The organism is Cupriavidus sp. KK10 (assembly GCF_018223725.1).
Classification (GTDB): Bacteria; Pseudomonadota; Gammaproteobacteria; order Burkholderiales; family Burkholderiaceae; genus Cupriavidus; species Cupriavidus necator.
This window is the reverse complement of the sequence record NZ_CP073677.1, coordinates 343,751-359,595: the sequence shown is the minus strand read 5'-3', so window position 1 is coordinate 359,595 and position 15,845 is coordinate 343,751. Positions and strand designations below refer to the sequence as shown.

21 protein-coding genes are annotated in these 15,845 nt (G+C 62.4%); 9 read left to right on the top strand and 12 right to left on the bottom strand.

The features are described from left to right. Nucleotides 1-58 precede the first annotated feature (58 nt). Both KB879_RS01840 and KB879_RS01835 read left to right on the top strand, forming a co-directional pair. Complete coding sequence (locus KB879_RS01840) at nt 59-2,065, top strand: ATP-binding protein (protein ID WP_211980646.1); 2,007 nt, start codon at nt 59-61, stop codon at nt 2,063-2,065. A gap of 169 nt (nt 2,066-2,234) precedes the next feature. Then, nucleotides 2,235-3,275, top strand: coding sequence for a site-specific integrase (locus KB879_RS01835; protein ID WP_211980645.1), 1,041 nt, complete (start codon nt 2,235-2,237; stop codon nt 3,273-3,275). Between the two features lie 82 nt (nt 3,276-3,357). On the opposite strand, the gene KB879_RS01830 is transcribed toward KB879_RS01835, so the two are convergent. The 12 genes from KB879_RS01830 to KB879_RS01775 form a co-directional block, all read right to left on the bottom strand. Beyond that, complete coding sequence (locus KB879_RS01830; protein WP_211980644.1) at nt 3,358-3,678, bottom strand: AlpA family transcriptional regulator; 321 nt, start codon at nt 3,676-3,678, stop codon at nt 3,358-3,360. Between the two features lie 10 nt (nt 3,679-3,688). After that, complete coding sequence (locus KB879_RS01825; RefSeq protein ID WP_211980643.1) at nt 3,689-4,075, bottom strand: hypothetical protein; 387 nt, start codon at nt 4,073-4,075, stop codon at nt 3,689-3,691. Between the two features lie 26 nt (nt 4,076-4,101). Beyond that, nucleotides 4,102-4,335, bottom strand: a complete 234-nt coding sequence (locus KB879_RS01820) for a hypothetical protein (protein WP_211980642.1) — start codon at nt 4,333-4,335, stop codon at nt 4,102-4,104. Between the two features lie 36 nt (nt 4,336-4,371). Next, nucleotides 4,372-4,581, bottom strand: a complete 210-nt coding sequence (locus KB879_RS01815; RefSeq protein ID WP_211980641.1) for a hypothetical protein — start codon at nt 4,579-4,581, stop codon at nt 4,372-4,374. Then, the gene (locus KB879_RS01810) at nt 4,581-4,964 is read right to left on the bottom strand and encodes a hypothetical protein (RefSeq protein WP_211980640.1); all 384 of its coding nucleotides are present in this window, start codon (nt 4,962-4,964) and stop codon (nt 4,581-4,583) included. The genes KB879_RS01815 and KB879_RS01810 overlap by 1 nt, the downstream gene beginning before the upstream one ends. 502 nt (nt 4,965-5,466) lie before the next feature. Continuing rightward, a complete protein-coding gene (locus KB879_RS01805; protein WP_211980639.1) occupies nt 5,467-6,864 on the bottom strand; it encodes a hypothetical protein in 1,398 nt (465 codons plus the stop codon). A gap of 234 nt (nt 6,865-7,098) precedes the next feature. Continuing rightward, the gene (locus KB879_RS01800; RefSeq protein ID WP_211980638.1) at nt 7,099-7,455 is read right to left on the bottom strand and encodes a hypothetical protein; all 357 of its coding nucleotides are present in this window, start codon (nt 7,453-7,455) and stop codon (nt 7,099-7,101) included. Then, complete coding sequence (locus KB879_RS01795; protein ID WP_211980637.1) at nt 7,452-8,900, bottom strand: AAA family ATPase; 1,449 nt, start codon at nt 8,898-8,900, stop codon at nt 7,452-7,454. The genes KB879_RS01800 and KB879_RS01795 overlap by 4 nt, the downstream gene beginning before the upstream one ends. A gap of 2 nt (nt 8,901-8,902) precedes the next feature. Beyond that, nucleotides 8,903-9,421 carry a hypothetical protein gene (locus KB879_RS01790; RefSeq protein WP_211980636.1) on the bottom strand — a complete coding sequence of 173 codons (519 nt, stop codon included), beginning with the start codon at nt 9,419-9,421 and terminating at the stop codon, nt 8,903-8,905. A gap of 159 nt (nt 9,422-9,580) precedes the next feature. Beyond that, nucleotides 9,581-10,552: a recombination protein RecT gene (gene recT / locus KB879_RS01785; RefSeq protein WP_211980635.1), complete on the bottom strand. Its 972-nt coding sequence runs from the start codon at nt 10,550-10,552 to the stop codon at nt 9,581-9,583. A 5-nt stretch (nt 10,553-10,557) separates the two neighbouring features. After that, nucleotides 10,558-11,367 carry a PD-(D/E)XK nuclease family protein gene (locus KB879_RS01780; protein WP_211980634.1) on the bottom strand — a complete coding sequence of 270 codons (810 nt, stop codon included), beginning with the start codon at nt 11,365-11,367 and terminating at the stop codon, nt 10,558-10,560. Continuing rightward, the gene (locus KB879_RS01775; RefSeq protein ID WP_211980633.1) at nt 11,364-11,636 is read right to left on the bottom strand and encodes a hypothetical protein; all 273 of its coding nucleotides are present in this window, start codon (nt 11,634-11,636) and stop codon (nt 11,364-11,366) included. The genes KB879_RS01780 and KB879_RS01775 overlap by 4 nt, the downstream gene beginning before the upstream one ends. A gap of 330 nt (nt 11,637-11,966) precedes the next feature. On the opposite strand from KB879_RS01775, the gene KB879_RS01770 reads away from it, so the two are divergent. The 7 genes from KB879_RS01770 to KB879_RS01740 all read left to right on the top strand — a co-directional run bounded on the left by KB879_RS01770 (nt 11,967) and on the right by KB879_RS01740 (nt 15,813). Then, nucleotides 11,967-12,257, top strand: coding sequence for a hypothetical protein (locus KB879_RS01770; RefSeq protein WP_211980632.1), 291 nt, complete (start codon nt 11,967-11,969; stop codon nt 12,255-12,257). Nucleotides 12,258-12,391: 134 nt separating this feature from the next. Next, entirely contained in the window at nt 12,392-13,273 is an 882-nt protein-coding gene (locus KB879_RS01765) for a hypothetical protein (protein WP_211980631.1), read from the top strand. Continuing rightward, nucleotides 13,270-13,989 (top strand): replication protein P, encoded by a 720-nt coding sequence (locus tag KB879_RS01760; RefSeq protein WP_211980630.1) that lies wholly within the window; start codon nt 13,270-13,272, stop codon nt 13,987-13,989. The genes KB879_RS01765 and KB879_RS01760 overlap by 4 nt, the downstream gene beginning before the upstream one ends. Next, nucleotides 13,980-14,435 carry a RusA family crossover junction endodeoxyribonuclease gene (locus tag KB879_RS01755; protein ID WP_211980629.1) on the top strand — a complete coding sequence of 152 codons (456 nt, stop codon included), beginning with the start codon at nt 13,980-13,982 and terminating at the stop codon, nt 14,433-14,435. The genes KB879_RS01760 and KB879_RS01755 overlap by 10 nt, the downstream gene beginning before the upstream one ends. Then, a complete protein-coding gene (locus tag KB879_RS01750; protein ID WP_211980628.1) occupies nt 14,432-15,043 on the top strand; it encodes a hypothetical protein in 612 nt (203 codons plus the stop codon). Before KB879_RS01755 ends, KB879_RS01750 begins: the two co-directional genes overlap by 4 nt. A 221-nt stretch (nt 15,044-15,264) precedes the next feature. Next, nucleotides 15,265-15,411 carry a hypothetical protein gene (locus KB879_RS01745; RefSeq protein WP_183282331.1) on the top strand — a complete coding sequence of 49 codons (147 nt, stop codon included), beginning with the start codon at nt 15,265-15,267 and terminating at the stop codon, nt 15,409-15,411. 9 nt (nt 15,412-15,420) lie between these two features. Beyond that, nucleotides 15,421-15,813 (top strand): HNH endonuclease signature motif containing protein, encoded by a 393-nt coding sequence (locus tag KB879_RS01740; protein WP_211980627.1) that lies wholly within the window; start codon nt 15,421-15,423, stop codon nt 15,811-15,813. Nucleotides 15,814-15,845 lie beyond the last annotated feature (32 nt).

Below are 15,845 nucleotides of genomic sequence, written 5' to 3'. Positions count from 1 at the left end.
GGCTGCCCCGGCCACCCGCCAGCGAGTATCATCGGCGCGACAGCCTTCGCGCGCGCCGATGCCACACTCAGACGACTTTCTCGCCGTGCATGACCCCGCCGCCCCGTCTGCCGCGCATCCGGCCCATGCGCCGGACAGCGGCAACGGCCGCTGGTGGGGCTTTGCGGTCGCCCTGGCCGCGGGCCTGCTGCTGCTGTGCGCGCTGACCTGGCTGGTCTCGGTCCAGCGCGGCCTGGCCACCCTCCAGCAAAGCACAGCCACGCGCGCCGACCGCTACGCCGCCACGCTGGAAAGCACCCTCGACCGCTACGAATTCCTGCCCGCGCTGGTCTCGCTGCACCCCTTCGTGCGCGGGCTGCTGGACTCCCCCAACGACCCGCAACGCGTGGCCGCCGCCAACCAGTACCTGGCGGAGGTCAATCGCCGCGCGCATGCCTCGGCCACCTATGTGATCGCCGCCAACGGCATTGCGCTGGCGGCCAGCAACCACGGCCAGCCCGGCAGCTTTGTCGGCACCGACTACCGCTTCCGCCCCTACTTCCAGGCCGCCGCGGGCGGCAAGATGGGGCGTTTCTATGCCATCGGCATCACCAGCGAGGAGCCCGGCTACTACCTCGCGCAGCCGGTCGAGTCGGGCGGCAAGGTCATCGGCGTGACCGTGGTCAAGCTCAACCTGGAGTGGTTCCAGCGCGCCGGCAGCGGCGCCGAGCCGCTGATGGTCAGCGACGACCATGGCGTGATCTTCCTGTCGTCGGTGTCGGCCTGGCAGTACCGCACCCTGCGCCCGCTGCCGCCGGCGCTGCAGGCCGAGATGGAAAACACCCGCCAGTACCACGGCCGCGCGGTGACGCCGCTGCCGCTGGAGCCGCTGACCTCGCCGGTCACGCGCTGGCTGGCGGACACCACACTGACCGACGGCGCGCGGCTGGTGCGCGTGCGCGACGAATCGCCCGCCACCAGGACCACCTTTGCCCCGGACGGCGCCGAGCGCGCCGACCGCTACCTGGAACTGGGCCGCACGGTCGGCCCCGCTGGCTGGACCATGCAGGTGATGGCGCCGCTGGAGCCGGTGCTGGCCAATGCGCGCAACGCCACCGTGGCGGCGGCGCTGGCCTATGCCTGCATCTGCCTGCTGCTGGTCAACTGGCGCCAGCGCCGCCAGCGCGCGCGCGACATGCAGTACAGCCGCCGCCTGCTGGAGGCCGCCTACGACCAGCTGGAGCGCCGCGTCGAGGCCCGCACCGCCGACCTGATGGCGATCAATGAAAAGCTGGAAGATGAAGTGGCCGAGCGCACCCGTGCGGAAAGCGAGCTGCGCGCGGCCCAGGACGAACTGGTGCAGGCCAGCAAGCTGGCCGCGCTGGGGCAGATGGCGGCCGGCATCACGCATGAGCTGAACCAGCCGCTGGCGGCGCTGCGCACGTTCTCGGACAACACCCGCGTGCTGCTGGAGCGCGGCCAGCTGGCCGCGGCCGAAGGCAACCTCACCGCCATTGCTGACCTGACCGAGCGCATGGGCAAGATCACCAGCCAGCTCAAGCTGTTTGCCGGCAAGGCCCGCCCGGTGCGCCGGCCGGTGGCGCTGCGCGCGGCGGTCGACCACGTGCTGGCGCTGCTGGCGCCTCGGCTGGGCGCGGTCACGGTCAGCGTCACCGGCCTGGACGCCCTGCCCGGGCTCGCCGTGCGCGCCGATGAGCTGAAGCTGGAGCAAGTGCTGCTGAACCTGCTCGGCAACGCGCTGGATGCGATTGCGGCGGCCGCGCCGGCGCAGGGACAGATCGATCTCGACGTGCAGGCAGAAGACCACGCCGTCACCATCGTCGTGCGCGACAACGGCACCGGCATCGCGCCGGAAGCGCTGCCGCGCCTGTTCGAACCATTCTTCACCACCAAGGAAACCGGGCAGGGCCTGGGGCTGGGGCTGGCGATCTCGTCGTCGATCGTGCGCGAGTTCGGCGGCCAGCTGAGCGTGGCCAACGTGCCCGGCGGCGGCGCGCAGTTCACGCTGGTGCTAGCACGCGCCCCCGCCATCGATCCGGCACCATCGGTTTCCGCCTCTCAATGAGTATTGCCATGCAATGACGATTTAAAAGCGGGCATAGATACTGGAACCGCTTATATACAGTGTTACCCAGTGTGTGTTGATGGTTTTTAGGTGCCCCAAGCCGACTGTTTAGGGCACTGCCGCCGTACGATGGCTATCCCAACAACACACATATAGGGGTGCACTAAAAATGGCTAATTTTGAGAAAAGGGGCACGACGGTCCGCGCCCTGGTCCGCATGAAAGGTCAGCGCATTAGCGCTACTTTCGACACTGAGAAGGAAGCCTGCGATTGGGCTAAGAAGACCGAGAAGCGCATCAACGGCGGCGAGCAAATACGCAAGTTCGATGACTCAGCCGACCCCTCTGTTGCATATGTTCTTGAACGTTACGCTCGGGAGATTTCACCGACCAAACGCGGCGGTGTGACCGAGGCGTATATTCTGCGTGCGGCTGCGCGTGACTATCCAAAGCTCTTTTGCAAGCGCGTGTCGGAGTTCAGCACGGAAGACATTGAGGCCTACGTTAAGCAGCGCAGCAACGTAACTAATAAGTTCGGCCACAAGAACACAAGCGGCACCATCCTTCGTGAGCTTCGCGTCTTGTCGGTCGCGTTCAAGTTCGCAATCAAGCGTTGGAAGATGCCATTCCAAGATGGCGATAGCCCGGTGCGGGACATTACCAATCGCCCCAAGATGCCAGACCACAGGAAACGCCGCGTCAGCGACGATGAGGCCAAGCAGATTTGCGCCCAGCTTGACTATGTCGACGGCACTGCGCCGCAGACGAGGAAGCAATGGACCGCATGGGCGTTCCAATTCTGCCTAGCAACTGCAATGCGCAAAGGCGAAGTTTTCGCCGCAACGTGGCAGCATGTACACACCGACGAGCTGTATATACACCTGCCGGAAACCAAGAACGGCTTTGCACGCGATGTGCCATTAAGCCCGCGCGCACTCGAATTGCTGGCGCTGCTCAAGCACGGTAAAGGCGCTCAGAAACTTGTACCGGTGGCTCGCAAGACTGCTGATAGCCATTTCTTCCGCGTCAAATTGCAACTTGGCATCAAAGACCTGCACTGGCACGACACACGGCACGAAGCCACTACGCAACTCGCGAAGAAGCTCACTAACACCCTTGAGCTTGCAGCTGTGACCGGGCATAGGTCGCTAGCGATGTTGCACCGTTATTTCAACCCGACCGCGACAGAAATGGCTCGCAAGCTCGTATAAGGGAGGCCGGCATCGTCTGGTACTTCGGCTAGAGCGCGAGCGCTCAAACGAAAACGCCCCCGAAGCCGGGGGCGTTTCTCTTTTAGGGTGGCGGCCTACGCGGGCGCCCCTTTTTCATCTTGAGCGATACCGGGGCCGGCGGCTCTGCCGGCAGCTCCGGCGGCGGTGTCGGCCCAATCTCGTTGTCGGGTTGCCGTGGTGCATGTACGTCAGGCATGCCGGAACGATCAGCAAGCCATTTCAGCACGACATGCTTAAGCCACAGCGGGCGACGCACACCGGCGATACGGGGTGGCAGGCGTTCGGGCTTCGCAGTTGAATAACCCCGCACGGTTTCCTCGCTGTAGCCGAGGAAGCCGGCGAGCTTCTTAGCATCCCAAACTTCGTCTTCTTGTTCGTCCATCGCAGCACCCTTACCGCACCTGATTAGGTGGCTCTTCGTCGTCGTCGTCGCGCGCCAGCAGCGTGCGAATGTAGGCTTCCTCTGCATCGGACAGCGGCATGCCATGCTTCACGATGGCGAGCACCCTCTCGGCTTCATCAGACGAGATACGCACAGCACGCACCGTCGCCATCGTGTGCGCGTTGATCTCGTCATGAACCCTGTCCAGCATCTCGCCGACGCCATCGCCTTCTTGCGCGAACGCGCGATTCAGCAGCAGCGAGAACGCCCACGCGCCGCCGTAGAACGCATCGCGCATGCTGTCGACTTGGTAGTTCGGAGCTTGCGGCGGTATCGCGCCAGCGCGAAACATGGCCCACATATCGGCGAGCGAGCGGGCATCTTGAATGTTGGTCAATGGCATAATTCCATCCCCCCGGCCACTTAGAGCGGCAGAAAGTAAAAAGTCGTACCGGCAGTCTTGCCGACATGGGTACGGGATAACGCGCCGGCGTCGTACATGACGCGGGTCAGTGACGCGACGCGCTGATACGGCTGGCCGAAGTGGTCGGCCAGTTCCGAATTCGTGAACCCTTGCGGGTCATGCTCTTTGAGCAAGTCGACCACCGCTGTCCAGGTGAGGCCGCTCGGAGCCTTAATCATTTCGCGTTTCTTCATTTGTGCACCTCATGTAGTAGTTATGGCTCTGCTAGCTCATGCTGCTGCTGGCATCCTCCGGTCAGCCGGCGCAGCGCGGCGCTGGCTCTTTTCCACATGGATAAGCGTCACCTTGACCGTCGCGGTCATGTCGATGCATTCAATGAGCTTGCGCCACGCGCGATGGTCGCTAGTCGCCGATACGGAGTGATGGCAGAACATGTCGCCCGCGCCGCTCACTGCGAAGGTGTAGAGACGTTCGCGCATTACTTCACCCCTCGCATAGCGAGCAGGTAACGGGCGATGGACTCGCACCTGACGAATAGCTCGGCGTCGCTGCCTTCGGCTGGCGGCTCCGTGGGATCAGGGTGCAGTTCGGCATAGCGGGCGCACAGCCGGTCGAGATACGCGCTCAAGTCGCTGAGCGTGCCGCGCCGCGTCAACTCTTCAAAATGATGCGGGCGCCGACCGTCAGCCAGCAGGCCGGCGTCGACTAGCGCATCAAGAGCCGGGCACCCTTCGGGGCTGGCTTCCTTGTCCGTCTCAACGTGCAGCACAAAGAAAGGCGACGGACCCTCATCGAGCATCGTCTTTACATGCCGCGTCAACCAGAGGTAACGGTCGGCGTTTCTTGCTTGTGCGTCGCTCATCTTTCCCCCCCTTACTTGCGTTCGAGAACAGCAACCACGGACGCGCGCATAGAGCGGCGGCGCTCGTCTGCGCGTGCCGGGGCCATTGCCAAGTCATATAGCTGCATCCATTGCGCGTGACGGGGCCGCCGGCACTCTGGACAGCAATAGGCTGTCTCGTCAAAGTAGCCGGTGAACCAATCCCAACCGTGTCTGCGCATGGGTGCCGGCGGGAAAGGGCTGTTGCCCTGCCTGCCGCAGAAGACGCAAAGATGCATCGCGCCCCTCCTGTTGCACTCCAAAAAGCGTTTGTCGGAACCCGAAAGGCCTTCGGGCTTTCTCTTCTTATCCGACCGGTTCGCTCACCTGGAACGACTGCGGCGGCGTGCGCCACCCGCGCGCCTCGAATTGCTCGACGGCGCTTACTTCCGCATCAATGGCAGAGAGTGTCATTTCCACTACCTCTTTTTGTTAGGGGCCGGGCTGGATCGTTGTCCGCCTCTGGTCTATGTGTTGCCGGGTGTTACGAAGCGAGGGCGACCTCGCCGTTAAGCCAGTGTTGGAGCCAGCGCTTAAGCGCCGACACGCTGCCGTTGAGCCGGATGAACGGGACATGCAGCTTCTTTGCTGCATCGTCTACGTCGTGCCCGGTAAAGTTGGTCATGCCGATGACTACGTCGCAGCCTTGCGCGCGAGCGGCCACGCCGGCGCCACCGTGCGCACCACTGCCGCCGGTCTGCTGCGACTTGATAAACGTAAATTCCAGCGCGTTGCCGAACGCCCGGCGCACGTCGTCGGCCTGCTGATTCATCAGCCCGACCACGCAGACGCGGGGCTTATGGTCGCGCGGCGCTACTGACACCGTGCCGACGCCGTCGACTTCCGCGTTCGGCTTCAAGACCGCGACGTTAGACGGCAGCGTGCCGGGCAGCGATTGGACTACAGACGCGATGCGCGCCGCAACGGCTGCCTCTAGCGACTCGCTGATGCTCTCCATCAAAGCCCCGGCAATCTTCTGGCCGAGCCGCTTGAGCAAGTCGTCAAACGATGCGTTCTCGAACTTGGCCGCGATGCCGGCATCAATCGCCGCTTGGCGCTCGCGCTCTTCCGTGGCGACGCGCTCGGCTTCGGCAGCTTCGCGTTCGGCGCGCTCGCGCTCTTCGCGCTCAGCCTGCGCGCGTGCGTCCTGTTCTTGCTTGTCGAGCTGCTTCCACATCGGCAACAGCCACTCCGACACCAGCGACATTGTCGAAATGTCGCGCTGGCGCTCGTCGTCAAGCTCGATGTTCGCGGCGCGCACCGCATCTAAAGCAGGTATATCAGTACGTGACATGATTTCGCGGCTCCGTCTGGCGATGCGCTCGCGCTCTTCCTGCGTCCACCGAACTACGGGCTTTTGTGCCGTAGCTTCCATTTCCGCCTGTTGCTGAACTGGCAATGATTCGCTGGATTCTTGCCCCGACCGGAACTCCGCACCAGTTTCGGGCACGCTTTCGAAATCTGCTGTAGACTCCCGCTCCGCCGGCATCGGCTCGACCAGCTCCGCGACCGCTTCTGCTTCGGTCGCAGCGGCTTGAACTGCTGCCGGCGTTTGTTCTGTCTCTTGGATTGCGTTAGCGAGCTTCGACCTCTTCACCGTCACTGCTACGGGCCTGCCATTCGAATGCGGGCCATCGTGAGCCTGCCCGGCGAACTCTTGCCACAGCGGCATTAACCATGACGCTGTCGACTTCCAGTTCTTAAAACTCGGGCGTTGCCTTTCTTCGGGCAATAGCATTTGCGCATTTTGTAACGCAAGGGCATCGCTCAAACTCGAATCAATTTCCTTTAGCCTTAGCGACTCGCGCGCGACGATTTTTTTCTCATCGTCCGTCCAGAGGATGCGAGCTGAATTCGTTGCAGCATCAGGCTTAGCAGCCATAGTGGGCCTCCCTTTGACAGTGCGTGGCTTCATTCTTAAATATGTCATCGCAGTGACAATCCCGGTTAAAAAGTGGTCTTACTTTCCACTACTTTCCACTCGTTTCCACTAGTTTCCACTGGTTATGTTTTGAATTACCAGTAAGCACTTAATATACGGCACAGGTAACTTTTACAGTCTTGCCGACACCATTTGTTACAGCGGTTCAAGCGGCTTGATATCTGCTTTTGGCCACTACTCGAACGGCTGCCGCACGTCATGCATGCCGGCCTTCGCGAGCGCGACGAGCGCCTCAACGTCGAAGTGAGGGCCGTACACCCGAACGCCCCTGTAAAGAAACGCCTCGCGCGCGCGGTGCTCATAGCTGGTGAGGCAGCATTTGAAGACCGTTTGCACGAACTCGCTTTTGGTCATGTGCTGGGATAGCTGCCATTTGCGGGTGTACTGCGCCTCAAGCTCGCCAGTCGTAATGTCTGGCGCCACATACATTGCTTGCAGGTACAGCGCGCCGCCGCTGTTCTCAAAGATGCCGAACGTATAGTCATCAAACGCAATGAGCTTGAGGACTTCGGCCATTTCTGCGCCAGTCATGCTGCCTCCTTTGTTTGCTTGCCGACCTGCCCGCCTTCCAGCCAGTACGCGCGCAGGAAGCCGGGTTCGTCTTGCGGCTTCGCCTTGAGCGTGCCGAAGACCAGCACCGAATCGAAGATGCGTTCGTTAGCCAGCAGGCTTAGCCAGTTGAAGAGCTGCGCCCGACCGTCAATGTCGAGCACGTCGAAGCGGTCGAACAGCGCGAACCGCGCGCCCGAGAAATGGGCGATGGCCAGGTTAAGCACTGCGTCGCAGCGCCATTGCTCCGACTCGCTCAGCAGCGCATATGGCAGGCCTTCGGCTTCGATTGCCATGTCGTCATTGAGCGTGACGCGGGGCCAGTCTGCGAGCTGCGCATAGTCCAGCAGCAGACGGTTAAAGGGGCGGATCGCCGTCGCCAGCAGCTCAGCCGGCAAGCCGTCCGGGGCGAGGTGCTTCGCGATTTCAGTCCAGTCGATGATTTCGTCATGCGCGGCGGCTGCTGCCTCGGTGGCTTTCTTGCAGACCTCGGCGCTATGCTTGCGATCTTCGTGCGCGGCCAGCTCCATATTGAGCGCTGTAACTTCGTCGGCGTACTGCGCCACGAGCCTACGCGCCAGCGGCAGGTGCTCGGCTGCGTCGCCGGCTTCTGCCGCCGGGATGAGCGCATCGTCTTTCAGGCTGACGCCGCCCCCGCAGTGCGGGCAGGTCAGTGACAGGCCTTGTTGCCGCGCCTGTTCTTCAAGCGCGCCGAGTTCCTTTAGCGCGTGGTCGTGCGCTTCCTGTGCGCGCGTGACATGCTCAAGCGCGGCATTGTGGGCGTCGCGGTCGTACGGCTCAGCTTGCACAGCGGACCACTCGCCGCCCTTCCTGTGGCCGTAAACCTCGCCGGTGATCGAGCGCCACACCCCGCGCGCTTCCGTCGCGCGGTCCTTCGCGAACTTGCACGCCGCCGGGAAACCAGCATGCAGGACAGTGACGGCCAGCTCGGCAAGCATCTTGTCGCAGCCGCGCCGGTGCAGCCGTTCGGCGATTTCCTTCGGCGCGAGGCTGACGCGCATCAGGTCGAAAAGAAACGTCCGTCGCTCGTCCTGCGGCATCTGTGCGAACGCGCGCGGGTTCGTTAGGCAGTGCACTACGGGTGCCGGCGGCAGCGCTGGCCCGCGCACTTCATGCCTGAGCGGCGGGAGCGCCGCAGCCGCGATGCCTTCGGCGCCTTCGGCGCCTTCGCTGGTGTACTCGACTGCGGCAGCCGCCACCTTGGCGCCAGTCGACACGATGGCCTGATGCTCGCCCTTCACGCTCACGCGGGACGGAATGCCGGTCAGCGCGAAGCGCACGCCCTCGGCAATCGAAGTCTTGCCGGCACCGTTTGCGCCGCAGAACAGCGTAACTGGCTCATCGGTCGACGCGAACACGGCGCGGGCGCCGCAATAGTTTTCGACGGTCACGTTATCAATGCGCATGGCTATTCCCCTTCTTGGCTGGCTTCGCCCTGGTCGTCATCGGTTTTGTCCTTCTTCGACCGGCGGCGCGCTTGCTCGATGATTGAGCCGGCATCGGCGTCGGGGCCTACGTTCGGGAGCTGCATCTGGCGCGGGTCGACCAATACATCGTCAACCCCGCCCATGTGTTCGCCTGCGTTCGCGACCACGATCAGGCAGGCTTTGCCGCGCGCCTCGCACAGATCAGCTAGCGAAGGGTCGCGCATCGGCAGCGAAAACACCGCTTCGACCTTGTCGGCGAGACTGACTTTCTTAAGGTCACCGACGACCGTCACGCGCCCGGCGGACGCGATGAGCTTTACCGCTTCGCGCACGTTGCGCGTGACCCGCTCGCGGCAACGGTCGATGATTGCCTGCTGTTCGTCTTCGGAGAGCTTCGGCCAGATATCTGGCAACAGCCGCAGCTCTTGCAGAATGCCTTTGAGCAAGTCGCCCGCTACGGTCTCGCTTGTCATCTCGACTACTTCGTCATCAGCGCTCATAACTGGTCCCCTTTGGTTAGGCAAAAAGCTGCCGCTAGCGCGCAGTTGCTGCGCGCGAATAACTGTTAGATCAATCGGAACGGGTGGCCGGCGTTCCTATGGCCCCTCCCAAGACGGCGGCGAAACAGGCCGCGCAGCGTTAGGGCGCCGGCCAGTGAGCTATTCCATAGCGCGGCGCCGCTCGACCTTCTCGGGTTGCTCTGCGCGCGTCTTCGAGAGCTGCGACAGATCCATCTCGGGCTGTTGCTCCGTGAGCTGTGGCGGGGCGTCGCGTTCGTCGGGCTGGTCGCGCTCGTCTTCCGGGATGACGGTAAATTCGCCGTCGATGACGCCGAACTCGATTTGGTTCTCGGCGCGGCTGGCGCGGTCGTCCAAGTCGAACGCAGATTGCAATTCGATGCTGACCGGCAAGTATTTGAAAATGCGGCGCAATACCGTCTTGCGACCCATCTCGACGTAGTGCTTAGCCCAGACCGTACCGGCTTTGTCCTTCGCGAACGCGTAGTTTTGCGATGCGTCGCGGATCGCGTCGACCTGATCTTTGCTCATGACTTCGAACGCGTGCCCGCCGTCCTTGAGCTTCGCGACCGCGTAGAACGCAATCACCTTGCCCCGGTCGCCTGTCAGCGGCGGGCGGTGTTCGAGCTTTTCATACAGGCCATACTCATAGACGAAGTGGTCGCGCTCGCAGACTTCGTGCGCCGCAATCGAGATGACTTGACCCGACCGCCGTGCCAGGTCAATCAACCCCTTATAGCCCAAGATGATTTGCACCTCGACCGTGTTGCGGCGGCGGTTCTCGAACGGAATCAGGTACGCATGCCCGAGCGGTGTATTCGGCTCAAGGCCGAGCTGTGCGCACTGCACTAGCGCGCTCAGCAGCGATTCCACTTTGCATTCCAACAGCTTCGGCGTGGCGCGCAGCGCGCCTAATGCAATGCCGATGAGCCGGTCGGGGCTGATGTGCTTCGGCAAAACGTCCATGATGGCTTTGCGCTGGCTCTCAAAGAACTTGCGCACGTTGCCGAAGCCCGCGTCGCGGGCAACCATCTTGCTCGTCTTGCGCAGCTCGGCGGCGTCGGGCGCCTGCTGTTGCTGCTTACTGCCCTTCAACTCTGAGATTGTGGTCATGGTGTCTACTCGTGAAAGTGGCAATGGTCCCAGCGAGCGCAATACTTCCTGCTGCACAGATTCGATTGCGGATTCGGCGGGAACAGACCGCTGCGGAACATGTCCGCCGCGTACTCGATGAGGCCGGGCGTGCCGTCTCCGCCGACCATCACGCGACGCGCGTCGAAGACGGGCGACACTGCGATAGCGGGCTTAGTCGTCGTGCTCAGTCCGACGACTTGCGCGCCAGTCGTGCGCACGCCCTTTGTGTGGTCGTACAGCAGTTGATAGGCGCCGAGCTGCGCGCTGCGCCCCTTCGTTTTGACGTAGCCCTGCGAGATGACAGCGCGGCCTGATTTCAGATCGGGGATAACGAGGCCGGCGGCGGTCTTCGACACGCGGGCGCGGTCCATCCTGCCGGTGAGCGTCACGACGATGCCACCGCCGCAATCAATGTCCATCGGATCAAGCGCCGTCTCAACGTCGGTGTAATGCATGCGCGGCGCGACCTGCGCGCAGTACATCGCATGCAGCGACAAGCCGATGCGCTCGGCATCGCGCACGCTCAAGTCATCGGCGGTGTAGTCGACATCGAACTCGGGATGGTTGAGCGTGTCGACCAACACTGCGGCGGACTCGGACGGCTTGATGCTTTCCCCCTGGACGAGCGCCGAGTCATTGACGGCGGTACTGGCGTGCAACGCGGTACCCAGCAGCGCGCGAACGCCGGCGGCTTTGCCCTTACCGAGTATGTGCGTCCATTCCCATGCATAAGCGCAGTCGAAGAGCGCCCCCCACGACGACGCGCGAACTTTGAAGATGGTCGGCGCGGTCATGCTGTCACCTCGTCGGGAACGTCGTCATGGATCGGCAAGCCAGTGATCGGCCTGAGCCACGCGTCGGGGCAATTGGCGTCCGTGTCCACGATGACGGAGCCACGGAACAAGCCGGGGAAGAGCTTCGGCGTTTGAAAGCGGACCATCCACACGAAGCCATAGGGGCTGTCAGGCAATGATGGGTGCATGACTTCGACAATCTGCCCGATGAGTTCCGGCACGGCGTCGGCGCGGATGACGATAGCGAGGTCGTTCGGTTTGCAGTTCATACGAGCCTCACGTACGCGTACGAGCGTTGCAGGCGCTGCGGCAGCGTGGCGATCGGCACGCGCGGCGCTGCGGCCTTCGCTTGTTCGAACCACCGGCGGCGCTGTGCGCGTGACAGGCCGCGCAAGAATGCGCGATGACGCAATAGCTTGAGCACGGTTTCCGCCTCCTGTTTATCGCAATCGACTTGTCGCTTTCGTTAGCGACGCCTATAAAAAAATCCGTGCGATGACTATAGGAGATGATTCGGAAAAAAAAAATCAGCCGGCAGTCGTCGTAAATCGTCGTTATTCGCTTTTCTGTAGGACAGAGACTGACAAGGGAGGCAAAGGATGGACGCTAAGCGCATCATCAAATTGGCAGGCGGCAGCAAGGAATTCCAGAGGCTTACGGGTCTCTCTTTTCCGCAAATTTCACACTACCGTACACGCGATTACATTCCTTCACACCAGATTCGGCTTTTAATCGCTTTAATGCCTGAATTGGATTGGCCCGAATTACTCGGCGAAAATACACTCGTTTACACTGGTTTACTCAATGACAGGCGCATCAAGAGCGTGCGCACTGCACGCCTGCGTACGCGTAAACCACTAGAAAAAATTCGTTCGACCGAAGGCGCCTGACGCGTCAATGCGCGTCGGTCGCGCCACTTTGCTTTGCATGAGTGGCGCAAGGGCAACCCTCCCAGCCCTACCACCGCCGCGACCTCCCCGACCAGCGTGACGAGACAGCACGCGAAAGCTATGGAGTGCAGGCAATGCCACGCGCCCGCAACATCAAGCACGGCCTATTCAGGAATGAGATTCTTGGCTTGGCCGATCCGCTCTATACGCTGTTATTCGAAGGGTTGTGGCTCTTGGCTGACCGCGAAGGCCGGCTTGAGGACCGCCCGCTACGGATAAAGGCTGATGTGTTCCCTTACCGCGACGCCGTCAATCTTGATGACATGCTGAATTGGCTTTATCAGCGCGGTTTTATCACCCGTTACACAGTCGAAAACAAGCGTTACATCGCCATCGTCAAATTCCGCAAGCATCAGAACCCGCACAAGAACGAGCCGGCTAGCACCTTGCCCGGCCCCGATTCTGTCGGCGCGACTACCGATGAAATCCGTACGACTTCCGACGAACTCGGTACGGCTTCGGATGATTCCCGTAGCGCTCCGGCTGATTCTTTGATTCCTGATTCCTTGTCTTCTGATTCCTTGATTCCTGATTCCTTGACGGAACCTGACGGTTCCTTTCCGACCAAGCCCGCCAAAAAAACGGCGAGCTTGGCCGGCGGCAAAGCTGCCGGGCGGAGCAAGAAAGCGACTGGCGCAAGCTCAGCCACATGGGAGGCTTATGCGGCGGCGTACTTCGATCGCTACGGCGTCGAGCCAGTGCGCAATGCGACCGTGAACGGCCAGCTCGCGCACCTCGTCGGGCGCATCGGCGGCGAGGAAGCGCCGCACGTCGCGCGCTACTACGTCGGCCATAACGCCACGCTCTACGTCCGCGCCGGCCATCCCACAGGCTTACTCGTCCGCGATGCCGAAAAGCTGCGCATGGAGTGGGCCACGCATCGCCAGGTGCCAGACACCCCACCGCCGAAGTTCGATCCGACCGAGTACGTCAACCGCAATCGGAGGCCAGCATGAACGCCCCCGCGAGTACTGCGCCGCTGAGTGCGTGGCTGTCGGTGCATCCCGCGCTTGGCATCTCGTTGATGGACCACCTGTACAACCGGCTCGACGGCGCCTATCCGGGGCGCTGGCGCCAGCAGTTCCCGAACGAGCAAGCGATTGCGAACTGGCGCGAGTCGTGGGCCGAGACGTTCGATGCTGAAGGTTTGACGCCTGCCGAGGTCAAAGCCGGGCTGGCGGAATGCCGCACGCGCTACGACTGGCCGCCGTCGCTCGCGGAGTTCGTGAAAGCATGCCGCCCTGCGATCAACGTCGACGCCGCGCTTTGCGAAGCGGTCGAGCAGCTCCGCCAGCGCAACGAAGGCCGCGACCAGTGGACGAACCCCGCGTTCTACTGGGCAGCGCTGCGCGTCGGCACGTTCGACATGCTCAACCTGCCGCATGTGCAGCTGGTCAAGCGCTTTGCCGCGGCGCTGGCGGACGTGATGCGCGACGAGGTCAAGCCGGTGCCGCCGCGCGCCGAAGCATTGCCGGCGCCGGGCAAGGCGACTGCATCGCCCGAGCGGGTGGCCGCGCACCTGGAACAGCTCCGCGCGCTGCGCACTGTGCCCGCCGGTCGGCAGTGGGCCGTTCGCCTGCTTGAACGGTACGAGCGCGGCGAAAAAATCTCGCCGGCGTGCGTCGACATGGCGCGCCGTGCACTGCGTTCGGAGGTCGACCCATGCGCGTGACGCTGACCATCCCCGGCGTGCCAATCGCCAAAGGCCGCCCGCGCTTCCGCAATCGGCGCACGGCGACCGGCGTCGAGTTCGTGCAGACGTACTCGCCCGAGAAGACCCGCAGCTATGACGCCGTCGTGCGCACGCTCGCCGAACAAGCGATGGCCGGGCGCCCGCCGCTCACTGGCGCGCTGCAGGTGAACTTTGTGGCGTTCTTGCCTGTTCCGCGCTCTTGGTCCCAAAAACGCGCTAGGAGCGCTTTGGCGGGGCTGGTGCTACCTACCTATAGGCCTGATCTTGATAACATGATTAAGAATGTTCTAGACGGCTCAAACGGCATTCTTTTTGCCGACGATGCTCTCATCACTGACGTGGTCATGAGCAAGCGCTATTCGGACCGGCCTCGCGCCGTGCTCGAAGTCATCGAGCTTGATCCCACATCGGAGGTGCAGTCATGACGGCGATTTTCATGTCGGTTCCGCAGGCCGTGCATTTTGCCTACTTAATGCGCGCATACCCGCCTTGCCCCGAAAGCATCATGGCGAAAATCATGCGGCAGAACGTCAAAGAGTCCGAAGTCTGGCACGGTAACAGGCCAAAAACAGTATCGTTCGACGGCTTGCACGCGCTCGAAGTGCACCAGCAGTGCACCAACATTCGCGACATGGTTTGCCGTCTGCTGCCGATGGCAGAGTCATCCTGCTTGCGTGCGCGGCACGGCCTGACCGAGTACCACGATTACGCCACCGGCGAGCGTCGCTATTACTTCGACCGCGACCGCACAGAGGCAATCAAGGCGCTGGCGGACTGGCTCAGTCCAGGTCACGACGACATACCGCCGCCGATGATGGACTTGCTCGTCGCGCGCCACTTCTGCGACAAGCACCAGACGCCCATCACGATCCGCGACGTGGCGGAGCTGTTCGGCAAGTCACGCAGCACGACGCACCGCCGCGCTGACGAAATAGCCGACCGGCTCAATAAACTGGAAATGCGGGCGCTCGACTTGCTCACGCCGGCCTTTACAGCAATCTGCGAACACGGTCATGCAATAGCCTCGCACTAGCGCTATCGGTTTAAAGCGATGTGTACCGATGTGCGATAGCTAATGAAACACGGTCTACAAACATCGGCACGCATCGCATAGCACTGTGCCTACGTGTATGTGCCCCTTGCGGTTGTGGGACAAGGCCACTACATTGCAGCCATCGTGGAATCAGTCCCCCCTCCCCCGAATAACGCGTCGAAAGGCGCGTTTTTTTTCGTCCGTGCAATGGAGGTGTCGCCATGCTTGCCCTGATTCTGATGGTCGCTGCCTTCGTGCTGTTCGTGCTCGCTGCCGTTGGCGTGCCGTCGTCGCCGCGCTTCAATCTGATGGCTGGCGGTCTTGCCTGCGTTGCTGCGTACTTCCTCGTTACGCTGATCGTGCGCTAGTCGCGCTGCATGCCTGCGAAGCCGAACCGCCCATGTCGGCATCCCGGCTGCGGCGCGCTCGTCAATAACAAGGACGGTCTCTGCCCGGTCCACCTGGCACAGATGCGACAGCGCGTGAATGCGCAGCGCGGCAAGACTGCCGAACGCGGATACAGCGGCGCATGGCGCAAGGCTCGCGCTGCTTATCTGCGTGCGCACCCTCTATGCGAGTGCGCCGAGTGCAAAGCGCTGGGCCGGGTTCTGCCGTCGACTGTGGTCGACCACATCAAGCCACACCGGGGCGATATGTCCCTGTTCTGGGACCGCACGAACTGGCAGGCAATGAGCAAGCCCTGTCACGACAGGAAGACAGCGCGCTTCGACGGCGGCTTCGGTCGACCCCGCCGCCAGTACGCGCCATGAGTGCAGCAAGCGGCGCGCGATAGGGGGAGGGG